This window comes from Bradyrhizobium sp. LB8.2 (genome assembly GCF_040548035.1).
Taxonomy (GTDB): domain Bacteria; phylum Pseudomonadota; class Alphaproteobacteria; order Rhizobiales; family Xanthobacteraceae; genus Bradyrhizobium.
Genome location: NZ_JBEPQV010000025.1, coordinates 1 through 14886, shown reverse-complemented (window position 1 = coordinate 14886; position 14886 = coordinate 1). Strand labels below are relative to the sequence as shown.

12 protein-coding genes and 1 pseudogene are annotated in these 14886 nt (G+C 61.4%); 4 read left to right on the top strand and 9 right to left on the bottom strand.

Going from position 1 to position 14886, the window contains the following annotated elements:
• Positions 1-7: 7 nt before the first annotated feature.
• Positions 8-967 carry an NAD-dependent epimerase/dehydratase family protein gene (locus tag ABIB06_RS26465; RefSeq protein WP_354069440.1) on the top strand — a complete coding sequence of 320 codons (960 nt, stop codon included), beginning with the start codon at positions 8-10 and terminating at the stop codon, positions 965-967.
• Positions 968-1010: 43 nt separating this feature from the next.
• Here ABIB06_RS26465 and ABIB06_RS26460 read toward each other — a convergent pair whose 3' ends face one another.
• The 7 genes and pseudogenes from ABIB06_RS26460 to ABIB06_RS26430 all read right to left on the bottom strand — a co-directional run bounded on the left by ABIB06_RS26460 (position 1011) and on the right by ABIB06_RS26430 (position 8561).
• Positions 1011-2528, bottom strand: coding sequence for a hypothetical protein (locus ABIB06_RS26460; protein WP_354069442.1), 1518 nt, complete (start codon positions 2526-2528; stop codon positions 1011-1013).
• Between the two features lie 65 nt (positions 2529-2593).
• A complete protein-coding gene (locus ABIB06_RS26455; protein ID WP_354069444.1) occupies positions 2594-3919 on the bottom strand; it encodes an oligosaccharide flippase family protein in 1326 nt (441 codons plus the stop codon).
• A 62-nt stretch (positions 3920-3981) separates the two neighbouring features.
• The gene (locus tag ABIB06_RS26450) at positions 3982-5370 is read right to left on the bottom strand and encodes a hypothetical protein (RefSeq protein ID WP_354069446.1); all 1389 of its coding nucleotides are present in this window, start codon (positions 5368-5370) and stop codon (positions 3982-3984) included.
• Positions 5370-6590 (bottom strand): LegC family aminotransferase, encoded by a 1221-nt coding sequence (locus ABIB06_RS26445; RefSeq protein WP_354069448.1) that lies wholly within the window; start codon positions 6588-6590, stop codon positions 5370-5372. The genes ABIB06_RS26450 and ABIB06_RS26445 overlap by 1 nt, the downstream gene beginning before the upstream one ends.
• A gap of 5 nt (positions 6591-6595) precedes the next feature.
• Positions 6596-7594 carry an NAD-dependent 4,6-dehydratase LegB gene (locus tag ABIB06_RS26440; RefSeq protein WP_354069450.1) on the bottom strand — a complete coding sequence of 333 codons (999 nt, stop codon included), beginning with the start codon at positions 7592-7594 and terminating at the stop codon, positions 6596-6598.
• Positions 7595-7802: 208 nt separating this feature from the next.
• Positions 7803-8202, bottom strand: a pseudogene (locus ABIB06_RS26435) (DegT/DnrJ/EryC1/StrS family aminotransferase).
• A gap of 44 nt (positions 8203-8246) precedes the next feature.
• A complete protein-coding gene (locus tag ABIB06_RS26430; RefSeq protein WP_354069452.1) occupies positions 8247-8561 on the bottom strand; it encodes a Gfo/Idh/MocA family oxidoreductase in 315 nt (104 codons plus the stop codon).
• A 107-nt stretch (positions 8562-8668) separates the two neighbouring features.
• Between ABIB06_RS26430 and ABIB06_RS26425 the strand changes: the two genes are divergently transcribed.
• The 3 genes from ABIB06_RS26425 to ABIB06_RS26415 all read left to right on the top strand — a co-directional run bounded on the left by ABIB06_RS26425 (position 8669) and on the right by ABIB06_RS26415 (position 12834).
• The gene (locus ABIB06_RS26425) at positions 8669-9997 is read left to right on the top strand and encodes a hypothetical protein (protein ID WP_354069454.1); all 1329 of its coding nucleotides are present in this window, start codon (positions 8669-8671) and stop codon (positions 9995-9997) included.
• Positions 9998-10097: 100 nt separating this feature from the next.
• Entirely contained in the window at positions 10098-11180 is a 1083-nt protein-coding gene (locus tag ABIB06_RS26420) for a CgeB family protein (protein WP_354069456.1), read from the top strand.
• Between the two features lie 517 nt (positions 11181-11697).
• Positions 11698-12834 carry a glycosyltransferase family 4 protein gene (locus ABIB06_RS26415; RefSeq protein WP_354069458.1) on the top strand — a complete coding sequence of 379 codons (1137 nt, stop codon included), beginning with the start codon at positions 11698-11700 and terminating at the stop codon, positions 12832-12834.
• Between the two features lie 42 nt (positions 12835-12876).
• Here the strand turns inward: ABIB06_RS26415 and ABIB06_RS26410 are convergent, their stop codons facing one another.
• Both ABIB06_RS26410 and ABIB06_RS26405 read right to left on the bottom strand, forming a co-directional pair.
• Positions 12877-14400 carry an MATE family efflux transporter gene (locus tag ABIB06_RS26410; protein ID WP_354069460.1) on the bottom strand — a complete coding sequence of 508 codons (1524 nt, stop codon included), beginning with the start codon at positions 14398-14400 and terminating at the stop codon, positions 12877-12879.
• A gap of 119 nt (positions 14401-14519) precedes the next feature.
• A partial coding sequence (locus ABIB06_RS26405; protein ID WP_354125680.1) for a hypothetical protein occupies positions 14520-14886 on the bottom strand: 367 nt, incomplete at its 5' end.

The following is a 14886-nucleotide window of genomic DNA, read 5'->3' as shown; positions in this document are numbered from 1 at the left end:
CATCAGCATGAAAGTTCTCGTGACCGGAAGCTCCGGCTTTATCGGGCAGGCACTGGTGCGGCGGCTGCGCGCCGAACATTGCGAAGTCGTGGGGCTGGACAAGGTTCCGGCCGGGGCCACCGATATCGTATGCGACATTCTCGATGCCGACGGCTTGACGAGAGCCGTGACCGGCGCTGCGCCGGACGCGGTGGTCCATCTTGCCGCACGCATCGATCTCGACGAAAAGGTCAACCTTTCCGGCTACACCGCCAATATCGAAGGCGTCGAGACCCTGGTCGAAGCCGTACGGCAGACGCCGTCCGTGCGGCGGGCGATCTGGACCTCGTCACAGCTCGTCTGCCGCGTCGGCTATATGCCGACCAGCGACACCGACTACCAGGCTGACACGCTGTACGGAAAGAGCAAGGTCCGCACCGAGGAGATTGTCCGCAGCGCCGACGGCGCCGGGCGCGAATGGTGCCTGGCGCGCCCCACGACCGTCTGGGGCCCTGGCATGAGCGCCCACTATCAGCGTTTCCTGCGCATGATCGAGCGCGGCCATTATTTCCACGTCGGGCAAGACCCGCTCTGGAAGTCGTATAGCTATATCGAGAACATTGTCTTCCAGTATTGGCGTCTCCTGAGCGTACCGGCGGAGCAGATCCATCGCCGAACGTTTTATCTCGCCGACTACACGCCGATCGATCTGATGGCGTGGTGCGACGCGTTTCAGCACGCGTTCGGTTCGCGGCCGATCCCGCATCTACCGAACAGCGTCGCACGCGCGCTGGCACACTGCGGTGATGCGGCAAACGCGATCGGGTTGAAGCGGTTTCCCTTCAATTCGTTCCGCCTCAACAACGTTCTCACGCAATATCAATTCGATCTCGCGCCGACCGCAGCGGTCTGCGGCCCGCTTCCCTTCGACATGGAGCAAGGCGTCGCGGCGACCGTCGCGTGGCTGCGCAACACCTCCGCACGCTGATATCAGGTCGCAGGCTCGTTGGCCTAGAGTTTGCCTCAGCCTGCTACACCCTCGCGGGCAGGGTCGCCAGATCAAGCATTAGTCCGGTCACCAGCATCGACGCCAGCACCAGGGCCGAATTGGCCATGCCGAGAGGTCCCTGAACCGGACTGAGCAGGACACTGGCGAGCACGAACACGAGCAGCAGCAACGGTGTCATCAGACCGGAATGCCGGCTTCCGGCCGCGCTCCAGCCGGCCACCCCCCCCCAGATCGCGACGTAGATGATGGCGCCCACAAGACCGAAATCGATGAAGGCCGCAGCCCATGCGCTCGGGTAGAAGCCGTAGATCCACGCCGCCCGTTGCTCAGCCTCCATGATTGCTAGCTGATCGCTCTCCGGGAAGAAGATCCGCAGCAGAGGCGATAACACGCCGATCTCGTACACGCCCCATTGGGGCGTGAACTCGTGGCGCGCCTTCCAGACCATGTCGACCGTCCGCACACCATGAGTCAGGTAGAAATAGGTGCCGAGGCCAGTTACGGCTCCGTGCGTCGACATGTGGCTGGATTCGATTGCCGAAGTGACATATCTGCGCGGCTTGACACCCCAGCGCTCCAGCATGGCCAGAACAGCGTCCGTCGAGCTTGCGTCGGGCGCTGACGGCGCGGTCGGCGCGACCGCTCGCGCCTCGGCCACCCGCTTGTTGAGCTCGGTTGCGGTGATGGCCTCCGCGGCTTTGGGCTGGTTGGGTTCGCCTGATACGCTCGAAGCAACGGCCTCAGGCGCGTTGCGCTGGGTCATCTCCTGTTGCAATTTAGAGATCAGAGGCGACATCTGGATACAGAAGTTCTGTCTGCTGGTCCAGATCGAGCTCGAATAGACCGCAAACAAGCCCACGGCGATGATGGTCTTGAGCACGAGATAGTGGCCAAGGGGCAACAGCGTTCGTCCCTGTAGGAGGCGTACCATCATCGTCATCGCGACCAGGACGAAAACGAACAGGATCGGCATCCGACCCGAATAGAGCAGCGCATACCCGACCGGCGAGATGATGGACAGTTGCGCCAGCACAGCCGCCCGGCCTCTGATTTCCTCGCCTTTCAGCAGAAACAGCACGATGGAGACGAAACCGAAGGAGAACATCGCGTAACCGCCGTAGAGCAGCGGCGTGCGCTTGATCGCGATCGTGTCGACCAGCCCGGGCGCACAGCGCAGCAGCTCGGCATAGCTGCTGTTGCTCACGCCGCTGAGGACGGTGCGGTCGAGCGCCACCAGCGCAATGCCGATGATGCCGAACAGCGATGCGGCCATGGTGACATTGTTTAGAACCGGCTCGGAAAGGCGCGGCGAACGCGCCAGGAGCACAAACCCGCGATCGAAGAGGAGCTTGCCGCCCTGATAGGACAGCAGAAAGATCGCCAGCCCCAGCGAGACCAACGTCAGCACCGCAGCGGAGGGCTGTCCCGGATAGTTGATCGGCCCGATGGCGACGGCGAGGAGGGTCCCGAGCCAGATCACCGTCATCAGAATCGCGGGCGACGCGAGAGCGCCGACCAACGGAGTGAACCGTTTCTGCATGCTTCCGTCCAAGAGGCGCCCCTCGGGTTTAGAAGTGAGATTGCCCTGACGCATGAGCCAGTCTTTCACGGATAGAGCATGTCCGGATCGGTGGGAAGGCCGACGGATTCGGTCGCAGAGCGTTCCCCGAATCTCCCGCGCATCCTGCGGATTGCGAACCCCACCAGGGAGAGGAACAGCACAGCACTGGCAACTCCACCGGCAAGCGGTGCCCCGTAGATGCCCAGCACGGGAACCAATGCCACGTTCAGCAGCGTCGACACCGCGGCTGAACCGAGATTGCAGATCATGAGATATTTGTCCGACCGCGCCGCGTAGAGAGCATAGGACGGGACATCCGCCAGCATGCGCAGGAATATCCCTGGAAGCATGGCATAGAACACGCCGATGCTCGTCGCGTAGGTGGACAGCCCAAGCAGCGCGAGCATGGGTCCCATTGCAAAGGCCGCAAGGATCATGGTCACGCAGTCCAGCGCCAGCATCGACCAGAAGAACGAGCGCAACGCCGTGCGATAGGCCTCCCTGCCCGCGGCATAGCCCGCGATAACTTTTGGCAGGAACTGATGCGACACCGAGCCGCCCAGCGACAGCAGGCCGATCAGGATCGTCGAATAGAACGTGTAGACGCCGAGCGCATCGCGACCGACGAACGCGTCGATGACGAAGCGGTCGACATAGGAGATGACCAGTGCTCCCGCTGCTGTCAACATGAAGGGACCAGCGGTGCGCAAGCCGTGACCAATCCAGGCCCAATCCGGCCGCCGCTTCCGGAGTTTGCGCCACGGCAGATCTCGCAGGGAGATCGCCGTGAAGAGAATCGAACTAGCTCCCCCGAGCCCCCACCAGACCAGGACCGTCTCGAACGAGCGCGACGACGGCACGGTGAACATCAGAATCGCGATGGCGTAGACCCATACGGCACCCCGAAGGAAAACAACGATATAGGCGCGAATCGGTCGCGACATGATGATGAGGAAGCGCGTGGCCTCGAGCGAGATATGCTCGGTCAACAAGATCAAGAGAAACCAGGTAGCGAGCCTTGCCGGAAACACCCCCGCAAGGACCGCCAGAGCCGAGAGGATTACCACGGCGAGAAACGTGAGCCCCCCCAGTGCGGCCTCATCTGCGATAATCTGCACCCGCCTTTCTGGCGTCGATGGCACCATCTCGCGATACATGTAGGAATAGAACTCGAGCCCCAGGCCGAGCAGTGCGAACGCCAGTACCGCTGTTATCAGTCCGTACTTGCCCATCTCCTCCGGCGAGAGCATCCGTGCCAGCAGCACAGACAGGAGAAAACGGCTGCCAAGCGTCAAACCGCGCAAGATAAGGACCGCGACGGCGGCAATAACCGCCGGCCGAGTTGCGAGGTCAAGCAGACGAGATCGCATCGCGCTGTTCCATCTACGCCCGGCCATCGACATCCGTTACAGGCGCGCGTCCCACGGGATCGTCAGGCCGCAGTTCTGCAGGATTTCAAGAATCGCGGCAGGTGCGCGTTCAGCGAACGCGCCAGCGGCTCGACCGAGGCCCGCAAGGCCTCGCTCCCCGGATCGAACTTGCGCCAGCCGAAATAGTCGCCTTCGACGCTGATCGACGCCAAGTGCCGCATGATCGCCCGACGGGTCGTGTCGAGATCGTCGGGGGATTGCCACCGCGCCAGCCGGTCAACGATGCCATCGACCTCGCTGGTGTCGCGGACGTGAAGAAAGTGCCGCTCGGTTGCGTAGTACGGCTCGGTCGCGATCGAGCACAACCCAGCCAGCGCCGCCTGGAAGCCAATGGTGCCCGTGAACGTCACCGACACCGCGCATTTCGCGTTCAGCAGATTCGCCGGCACGTCATAAGGCACCAGCACCACGAACGGCAGCTTCGCCAGGCGCTCGAACAGCTCGCGCTGGCGGAAACCGAACTGCAGCGGATGGTCCTTGACGAAGATGCGGTAGCCGACGCGGCTGAGCACCTCGCAATAGCGTACGACGACGTCGTCATGCGCGAGCATGTTTTGCGCCTCGAGCCAGTAATCCATCGAAGCTTCGGGGAAGAGCTGAAGCCCGAGGAACACCCGACGCTCGCGTGGCACTTCGGCGAGCCGCCTGTCCCAGCCATGATCGAGCATTCCAAGCACGGCCACGTCGCGCACGCGGACCTTGTGCTTGAGCCGCTTCGACGCATCGAGATAGTGGCAGTTGTAACGGTCGCGCTTGAGAAAGCGCCAGAGGTTGAAATATGCGCCACGCAGGGCGTAATACCCGAAAATCCACCAGAACCTGGCGAGTGAAAAACGCTGGGCGTCGCGAACATAAGCCGGCGCGAAATCTTCCCGGCAGAGCTGACCGACTGCCGCGTCGATGTCCTCCGTGGAGGGCTCGCGCAGCCAGGCTGGCTTTCCGCGCCGCATCAACATCACCTGATCCGGGATGATCGAGGTCGTCATCTCCAGGAAGTCGATACCGCGCCGCCGCGCGACGCGCGCCATCACGTCCATGACGTAGCGATCGATCGTGAAGGTCACGACCAACTCGGGGCCAAGAGTGTCAAAAGCCTGTTCGATGGCCTGCGCCATGCCGCCGATCATATTAAGCGCGAGATCGCGATCTATGCTCCTGAGCACACGACAGCGCAGGATGATGTCGGCGCAGCCCTCCTGGCCGAAGCGGTCGAGCGCCGCGGCGGCGGCATCGCCCTGGTCGATGAAACGATAGAAGTCGTCGACTAACGAATAGTCGCCGTCGTCGCGCAGATCGCTGAGCACAACCGCGTCGGCAAACTCCATGCGCGAGGCCAGGTACTTCCACCAGGCCGTCGTGCTGTGAATCGTGAAGAAAACGATCCGGGGCATCAGCGCTCGTTCGCGTTTTCGGCGAGGAACGGACTGCTCGGCAGGTTGATGCAGCGGGTATTCATATCTTCGGCGACGGGGAGCGCTGCGCGTGGACAGTCGCGGTACATCGGCAACAGGTGCATCGGCGTCCATAGCGGGCGCGCACGAATACCGTGGCCGTGCAGGGCCTGAAGCAGGCGGTCGCGCTCGGGGGCGTATTCGCGGTCGAGCACCAGCGTATTGAGCCAGTAATTGCTCTCGGACCCTTTCGGCTCACGATAGATGCGCGCCCATGGGAAATCGTTGAACGCATCGAGATACCGCCGAGCAAGGACGCGCTTGGCCGTGACCATTCCCCCTAGCCGTTCCATCTGCGCGCAGCCGAGCGCGGCATTGATGTTGGGCAGGCGGTAGTTGTATGCGATCTCGTCGTGCTCGAACGCCCAAGCATGGGCTTTCTTTGCAGTCGACGTGAAATGCCGGGCGTGGCGTGCATGCGCCTCATCGTCGGTCACGATCATACCGCCGCCACCTGTTGTGACAATCTTGTTGCCGTTGAAGCTCAGCACCGCGGAATGGCCGAACGTGCCACAGCCCTTGCCGTTCAGGCGCGAGCCCAGCGACTCGGTCGCATCCTCGACGATGACGAGGCCGTAACGAGCAGCGACTGCGCAGAGCGCGACCATGTCGACGGGATGTCCAAAAATGTGCACGGGAACGACGGCGCGAAGTCGGCGGCCCGTGTGCCTGTTCACCCAGGCGCCGTTCTGCTGCACGGCGACCGCATCGAGATGGGCCTCGAGCGCACGCGGGTCGAGCCCGAGCGTGTCCCAGGTCGAATCGACAAAGTGAGGCACGGCGCCGGCATGGCTGATGGCGTTGGCAGTGGCGACGAAGGTGATCGAGGGCAGCAGCACCTCGTCATTCGGCTCGACGCCCTCCAGCACCAACGCCGCATGCAGCGCCGCGGTGCCGTTGACGATCGCAACAGCGTGGCGCGACCCAGTCGCCTCCGCCACCATTTCTTCGAAACTAGTGACGTATTTGCCGGCCGACGACACCCAATTGGTGTCGATGCAGTCGAGCACCAACTCGCGCTCGCGATCACCGAACCGCGGCTCGTGCAGCTCGACCGGACGCTGGGCTGGGCCGAGCGCCGCATCGACGGCGTCGAGCACCGGATTAACGTCAAGCACGGCAGGACGGTTAGGGCTCGCTTGCGCGGAGGACATGCTCATGATGCTCACAACGTGTAGGTATTGACGCGATAGCGGGACAGATTGTCCTGCTTGGTGAACCAGGCGACGGTCTGTTCAAGACCCTTGCGCAGGCCGTCGACGCCGCCGAAACGCGGCGACCAGCCGAGCAGCTTGAGCGCCTTGGCGTTGGAGGCCCAGAGCCGCTCGACCTCGCTGCGCTCGGGGCGCACACGAACGTCATCGTGCTCAATCTCGATCTCGACTCCCATCAGCTCAGCAATTAGGTTCGCGGTGTCGCCGATCGAGATCTCGAAGGCGCTGCCGATATTGATGACCTCGCCGATGCTGGCCTTGGACTCGAGTGCCGCCAGGAAGCCAGCGGCGGTGTCAGCGACAAAGTTGAAGTCGCGGGTCGGATGAATGCTGCCGAGCTTGATCTGGCGCGCGCCTGCCGCGATCTGGGTGATGATGGTCGGGATCACAGCGCGGGCCGATTGCCGCGGGCCATACGTGTTGAAGGGCCGCACCACGGTCACCGGCGTACCGAACGAGCGCTCGAATGACAACGCAAGCTGGTCAGCGCCGATCTTGGTCGCGGAGTAAGGCGACTGGCCCTGCAGCGGATGCTCCTCGGTGATCGGAACGAATTGAGCAGTGCCGTAGACCTCGCTGGTCGACGTGTGGATCACCTTTTCGACGCCAAGATCGCGCGCTGCCTGCAGAACGTTGAGGGTGCCGCGGATGTTGGCTTCCACATAGGTATCAGGCGAGTGGTACGAATAGGGAATGGCAATCAGCGCGGCGAGATGCAGCACGGCATCGCATCCCTTCATCGCCGTGCGCACGCCGTTGGGGTCGCAAATATTGCCCGCGAAGACGTCAAACTCCTTGCGGATATCGGGCGACGAGAAATCGAGCCAGCCGTGCGAACCCGCGCTGTTGTAGTGCACGAACGTGCGCACCGCGACATTGCGGCGGACCAGCTCTTCGGCGAGGTGCGATCCGATGAACCCACCCGCACCCGTCAAAAGTACTTTTTGCAAAGTTCCTGTTCCCCTCTGGACGGGCCACCCGCCCCGCCTGCCGACCTGACACGGCCGCTTCTAAACATTCCCGCCGCTGGAGGCCAGTTTTGAATGCACTACAGGCCAACAACGGGCTCGGGAACCTCCGCACGAAGTACGAACGCGCGCGGCGCACAAGTCTTTGAGAAAGATCAATAAATCTCGCGCGATAGACGCGCAGCCGGGGCTATGCAAATTCGCGAACGAGCCAAATCACACTCTCCTGCTGCGCCGGCGTGATTTCGGCAAACATCGGCAGCGACAGGATGCTGGTCTGGTCTCGGCATGCATGTGGAAATTGCGCCGCTGTGTGGCCGAATCGCGCATAGGCCTGAAGCAGCGGCAGCGCGGTCGGATAGTTGATCGCGGTCTGCATGCCATTGGCGTTGAGGTGAGCCGCCAGCGCATCGCGTCGCGGATGCCTGATAGTGTAGAGGTGATAAACGTGATCGCGACCGGGCGACCTGCGGTACGCTCACCCCTTCGATCTGGTTGAGACCAGCATCGTAGACTGCGGCAGCGCGCTGCCGCGCTTCGGTCCAGGCGGCCAGATGCGGAAGCTTTGCCGCCAGGATCGCGGCCTGCATCCCATCGAGCCGGCTGTTGACGCCCTCGATCTCGTGTTGATGCTTCACCAGACCCCGCCATGCCTCCCGCTCGGCGTGAGTACCGCGACGGCGTCAATGTCGTCGCGCGCGAGCATCTCGTTGTGATCGGCATACGCGGAAACCTTGAACTTCGCGGCGATTGCGTCAGCCCGTGCACGGTCGGAATCGCACACCGCAACTAAGCGAGCGCCTTCGACAATACCGCCACCCAGGAGTTCGGAATGACGCTTGGCGATATGCCCGCATCCGAGCAGGCCGAACCTAACCATGAGACTTCGATCTTTCCCCTTGATGGGCTCGTGACGAAAGGTCTTGAGCGCACCAGCCAGGCTGACCAATATTAACAAAAGCTCGAATAAATCAAGGTTTCAGACCGTTCATACCCCCATTCGGGCGTACCTCAGACATTGCTTGCGTTCCTCGAATGGGATATCCGAATCGCCACATGGCGCCCCTCACGGACTTCACGGATCACACGGCCGCGGACGGATTTCGTTTGCGCGGCAACGATCGCGGCGTACCGCTGCTCATCCTGTGCCATCTGGCCCTGGGCAGCATCTCGCTGATCTGCGTCGCGCGGATCTACCCGGTCTACCACATTCTCTTCGACAACGAGAAGCTACCCGCGGCGATTGCCACGGTCGCAGCGTTCGCCGTCCTGACCGTCTTGTTCGTCCGCGCCAGGTTCAGCTTCGGCTATTTTGCCGGCTACTACCTCTTCGTCATGATTGCCGGCTATCTCTGGCTAATCAACTTCACTGAGCTAGATTACAACCATCGCCTGAGCGGCCTCTCGGCGGCGGCCTCCGCCGCGGCATTCCTGTTGCCGGCACTCTGCCAGCCAACCTTGCCGCGATTGCTAAATTTGTCCACGCAGACTTTCGAGCGGCTATTGAGCTGCATCGTTCTAACTGGGGCTGCCGTCGCTGCGGTTGGAGCATATTACAACTTCAGGCTGGTCTCGCTTGGAGACATCTACACGTATCGAGAAGCTTTGACCGCACCGACACTGGTGAACTACTTGGTTGGGGGCACAATGACGGCCCTCTTGCCGTTCGCATTCGCATGCTACGCAGTGCATGGAAAACTCTGGTGGGCTGGCGCAGTCCTCATCCTGCTTTTGCTGTTCTATCCGATCACATTGAGCAAGCAGGCCTTCTTTACCCCCGCATGGCTTGTTTTCATGTTCGTGGTCACGCGGTTCATCAGCTTGCGGCTCACCGTCATCCTGTCCCTCCTGCTCCCGACTGCAGCGGGTCTGGTTCTGTTCGGCCTTTACCAGTGGGGCCTATTCCCAGAGCGGTTCGCGATGGCGGTCTTCCAACTCCTGAACCTCCGTATGGTGACCATGCCCTCGCTTGCGATGGACTATTATAACGCGTTCTTTTTCACTCACGATCTGACGCACTTCTGTCAGATCAGCTATTTGAAGCCAATCATGCCTTGCCCCTATCGGGAGCCACTGGCAGTCGTCATTTACAATTGGTTTGGCATCGGCGGCTACATGAACGCCTCGCTCTTCGCCACCGAAGGCGTTGCGTCCGTCGGCCCGCTGCTTGCCCCGATCTCTGCACTCTTATGCGGTATCGTCGTCGCCATCGCCAACGGCATGTCCGCAGGCGCATCCCAGCGGATTGTTCTCGTATCCTCGGCACTGTTGCCGCAGACCCTGCTGAACGTGCCGTTCACGACTGTGATGCTGACTCATGGAGCCGTCGTGTTGTTTCTCCTGTGGTATGTGATGCCGCGAGACACAACCGAACGAGCAGATTAACGCGATGCGTGTCCTCATCCTCAACGCCGACTATCCACGCTTCCTGACCTGGCTGTACCGCCGCACGCCCGATCTTGCCGGCGCGACTTACGCGACGCAGATGGCGGCGCGCAATGCCAGCCTGTTTGGCGTTGCCGATTTCTACTCACGCAACTTCGCGGCCGCTGGGCATGTCGCCGCCGACATTCACATCAACAATCCCTGGATGCGCGCAGCTTGGGCGCGCGAACACGGGCTTGCTTTCGAGCAGCCACCGGAGCCGGGCAACGAGGCTCAACGGCGAGCGATCCCCGGCTCGCTTCAACGCATGATCGCGCCATTCAAGCCGATCCTCAGGCCACTGGCACGAAAAGTGGGCTTGAGCCCACGGCTCGATGCGCAGGCGGAAGAGATCCTGTTGGCGCAGATTGAGGAATTCAAGCCGGACCTGGTCCTAAATCAGGACATCTTCCACATCGACGCACGCCTGGCCCGGCGGATCAAGGGCATCGGGCGGCCGACTCTGATCGGGCAGGTCGGCATCGTCCCCTCGCGCGGCGAGGATTGGTCGGCCTATGATCTGATGATCTCGCAGCTTCTGCGGGTCGTTCAGTCCCTTAGCGACGTTGGCGTCAGGTCCGAGGTGGTCCATCTGGCCTTTGAACCGGACATCCTCAACCGTCTTCCGCCCGCGCCTGAACGCAGCGTCGACATTTCTTTCGTCGGCGCGGTTTCGGCCGATCACCAGCAGCGGGTGGCACAACTCGAAGCGGTGGCGCGAAAATTCGACATGAAGCTCTACGGCAGCGGCCTGCAGAACCTGCCCGCCTCGTCGCCGCTGCACCGCTGCTACCAGGGCGAGGTCTGGGGCGTGGAGATGTACCAGGCGCTCCGGGCTTCGCGCCTGACGCTTAATTCGCATATCGACCAGGCTGGCCGCGAGGCCGGCAACGCGCGGCTGTTCGAGGCGACCGGCGCCGGCACGTTCCTGCTGACCGATTTCAAGGACAATCTCCACACACTGTTTGATGTGGGCAGCGAGGTCGCGGCTTGGCATACGGCTGACGACTGTCTGACGCTGATCGACCGCTATCTCGGGAACGAAGACGAGCGCTGCGCAATTGCTGCCGCAGGACAGGCGCGGACACTATCGACCCATACATTCAGGCGACGGATTGAGGACATTCTTCGCTTTGTGAGCTGAAGGTCGCGAGTCCCCTCACCCTTGACGGTACGAATCAAAATAGCCAAAGTGCCTGCGCATAAGAGACGCCATGTCACTTTGATGGCGCCTTTTTTTGTTTGAGGGCCCGGATGGCAGACGTTGATCATTTCAGATTCGGCGAACACCTTTATCTAGATCATTCTCAGCAAGCAGGCATCGAGCGGACCAAGCACAGGACGCTTCAATTCGGGCTGGATCGCACAACCCCAAAGCGTCGAAAATCAGATCGAGTATTCGCGTGGATCAAATACTCATTGACGAAGAGGATCGCTTGACGAGGTGCTCTTCTTACGAATCGTCACCGACCGTACTACGGGTGTCCATTCAAAGTCGGCACGACGTCAAACTCCAGCGGGTTTCGATTGCCTCATCACGCCTTGCTGCCGAAGTCGCAAACAAGAGCGGGCGCTGAACGATGAAACGCTATCACATTGGTGTGTTTCTCGAACTTCCGCTCGACGTCGGCGGCGGTTTCCAGCAGTCGCTCACCGACATCATGTGGATGCGCGACTGGGCCAGGACCGTCGGCCTGGAGGTTACCGTATTCACGACGCTGCGCGATAACGTTGCGATCCTTGCCGACCTCGGCATCACCGGCGTGTATCTGAAACTCAACTGGCTCGACCGCCTGTTCTTGTTCCTCAAATATCTGGGACCGTTCGATCTCCTGCAATACACCATGCGCACATGCGCGCCGTTTGAGAGAAAACTGAGGAACGCCGGGGTCGACATCGTCTACTTCACCACGACGTCCAACTGGAATCTGGTGCTCTACAAGCTGCCGTTCATCATCACAATCTTCGACGGCTGCCACCGTGACAGCCCGGAATTCGACGAGGTACGCGAATTTGCCCAGTTCGAGCGACGGGAAATCGTTTGGCGCAGCGCTTGCACCAAAGCTGCCCTTGTCATCACAAACGCCGACGAGCTTATCGAAAAATTATGCTTCCGTTATGCGATGGCGCTGGACCATGCCGTTTGCATTCCTCTTTCGCCATCACCTTACGTGACCCGAGCGAACGCGGACGAGGCAACACGGGAACAGGATGCTGCGATTTTGGGCAGATATGGCTTGGAGCCAGGCTATCTGTTTTACCCTGCACAATTTTGGTCGCATAAGAACCATGCGACCATCCTGCTCGCGATGCGCCTCCTGAGAGATCAAGGGCGAAAGCATACGCTGGTGCTGTGCGGCTCCGATCCTGGTGCCCGATCTACTTTCGAGGCGCTTGTCACCCATCATAAGCTTGAAGATTCCGTCCGTTTCCTCGGCTTCGTCCCCTCCACCGAGCTTGCCGCTCTCTATCGGGCAGCAAATGCGATGGTGATGGCTACCTATTTTGGCCCGACCAACCTCCCGCCCTTGGAAGCTTGGGCGGTCGGAACGCCCGTAATCTATCCGGAAGCATTGAAGGCGCAAGCCGGCGATGCCGCAATCCTGTTCGACTACGACGATCCCGCATCGCTGGCCGAGGCCATCGTCAAGGTCGGCTCGGCGGAGGAGCGCAGCCGGCTCGCCGCGGCCGGCAAGGAGCGGCTCGCTTTTTTTGCCGAGCGGATTGACGAGGGTCATCGCCAGCTCGCCCGGAAGCTGATGCGGCTGCGATACCGCTGCTATCCCCAGATCTACTGACTTCCACGGGAGCAGGAAAGACGATTGGCCGGATGTGCTAAATCAGTTCGGCACCGCCGCCAGCACCCGCGCACGCACCCGCTCCATCAGAAGCGGACTGGCCGCGATGGCAACGACGACCAGCCAGATCGCACACTCCGCGATGAAAGGCAGCAGCCCCGCCCCCGGCACGACATCCCGGATTGCTGCGCCGAGACCCCATCCGCCGAGCACGATCGTCGCCATGGTTGAGATCAGGACCACCACGTGGCGGACCGGATGGCTTAGCGTCTGGTAGACGATCACGAGCGTCAGGATTCCGAACTGGGTAAGCAGGTCGCTCGCAACGATCGCGATTGCGGCACCGAGCGGACCGAGCCGGGGAATCAGCACGGCCGACAACACCAGGAAAACTCCCAGCTGTACTCCCTTGGTCCGCACCAGGAGATTACCACGATTGCTGTGATTGGCGAAACTAAGGGCCATCAGGGAAGGCGCAACGACAGCCGAACCTATCAGCAGCGTGACGGTGAGCGCAGCGTCGTTCGGAATACTGCCATGCGTCCACAATGTAAAGAAATCCGGCCAGAACGGCAGCAACCCGCCGACGATCAAGCTGGCCATCGCGGTGATGAACAGCGATCCGAAGGCGTAGAGGCCGCGCAGCCGTACCAAGTCGCCGATCGCAAAATCGTGGCCGAGCTCAGCGCCGATGGGCAATGTCATCTGGATGCTGATGCCGCGCAGGAAGCTCGAGATCACGCGGATCAAGCCCCATTGCACGACCGCCACGCGATCGGCAACCATCGCGCTGACCAGCAGCATCGGCGCATTGGCGAGCGCGATCTCCGTCAGATTGGCCACGGCGAATGGCAGCGCAAGACGGAATTGCCCGGCATTCCATAGCCAGGACCGTGAGGTGACCGCGCGTCCCCGCCCCAGGAATGGCAACTGGCGCGGGGCGTCGTAGACGGTCAGGAACAACGCGAACAGAATCTGCGTCGCGACGAAAGTGATCGCGACCGCAAGCAGGCTCCCGAGCCATGCAACCGCGATGAACTGTCCGATCTGTCCAACTAGCAGCGCGACATTCTGCGACCACACCGCGCGACTGTATTTGCCGCGCACGCGATAGAGCCCCGAGACGAGATTGGCCGGCAGAGCGAGCAGCGTGCCGACAGTGATGACGATCATCGCGACATTGAAGCTCGGCGTTTCGTGAAACCCGAGGACTGCCGCCGGCGGGAACAGCTCGGTACCCGCAATCAGCAGGACACTGAGTCCCAGGACGATCCCCAGATAGAGCCGCATCATGCGCGCGTAGAAAGTTGCCGTGCGTCCGTCGGAATCGACGCAGGCCTTGAACGCGAGAAAGCGGTTGATGGCACGAAGCTGCAGGCCGGCATCGGCGACGACAACGAGGCTTCCGGCCGCATACAGCGCGAGCCAGGCCGCAAGTGTGTCACTGCTCCAGAAATGCAAAAACGCCGGAATCAGAACGAGCTGCTGGGTCAGGGCAAGCAGCATCTGGACGACATTCGCAGACCAGCCATGAATGAGGCGGCGAAGGCGGCCGGGGACGTTCATTCGGCTCTCAAGCTGCATATCAACGATAGATCAGAGACATAGCTCGGCCACCCGTTGGTCATCGCAGTTGGGTCGGGGCAACAACCGCGACCATCACCCGTCATCGGCCCCCGAAGAGGTCAGACTATAATGAAGTGTCCTGTCGGGTCGACAAAATGAAATCCGGAGTCGGGGTTGTCCCCCCTGCCGCCAGTCGTGTCCTGCACCTGAGACGATGCGGCAATAACAGAAATTTGCGTAACATTGTGATTGTTGTTGGCCTCGTTGCTCTCCGAAATCGCATTATTGTAGTCCGCGATTCCGCCGATGTAATAGGTGCCAGGCGCCAGATTGGCTGGCAGCCCCAGCGAGATCGTCTGGTGATCGAAATAGCCCATCGCCCCGTTCGCCGACAGCCCTGGCGAGGCCACGGTCGTCAGTAGCGTATCTCCAGTCGTGATCGTTGCGTCGGTCGATAGATAGAGGCCCGAGATCGACGCGGCGGCG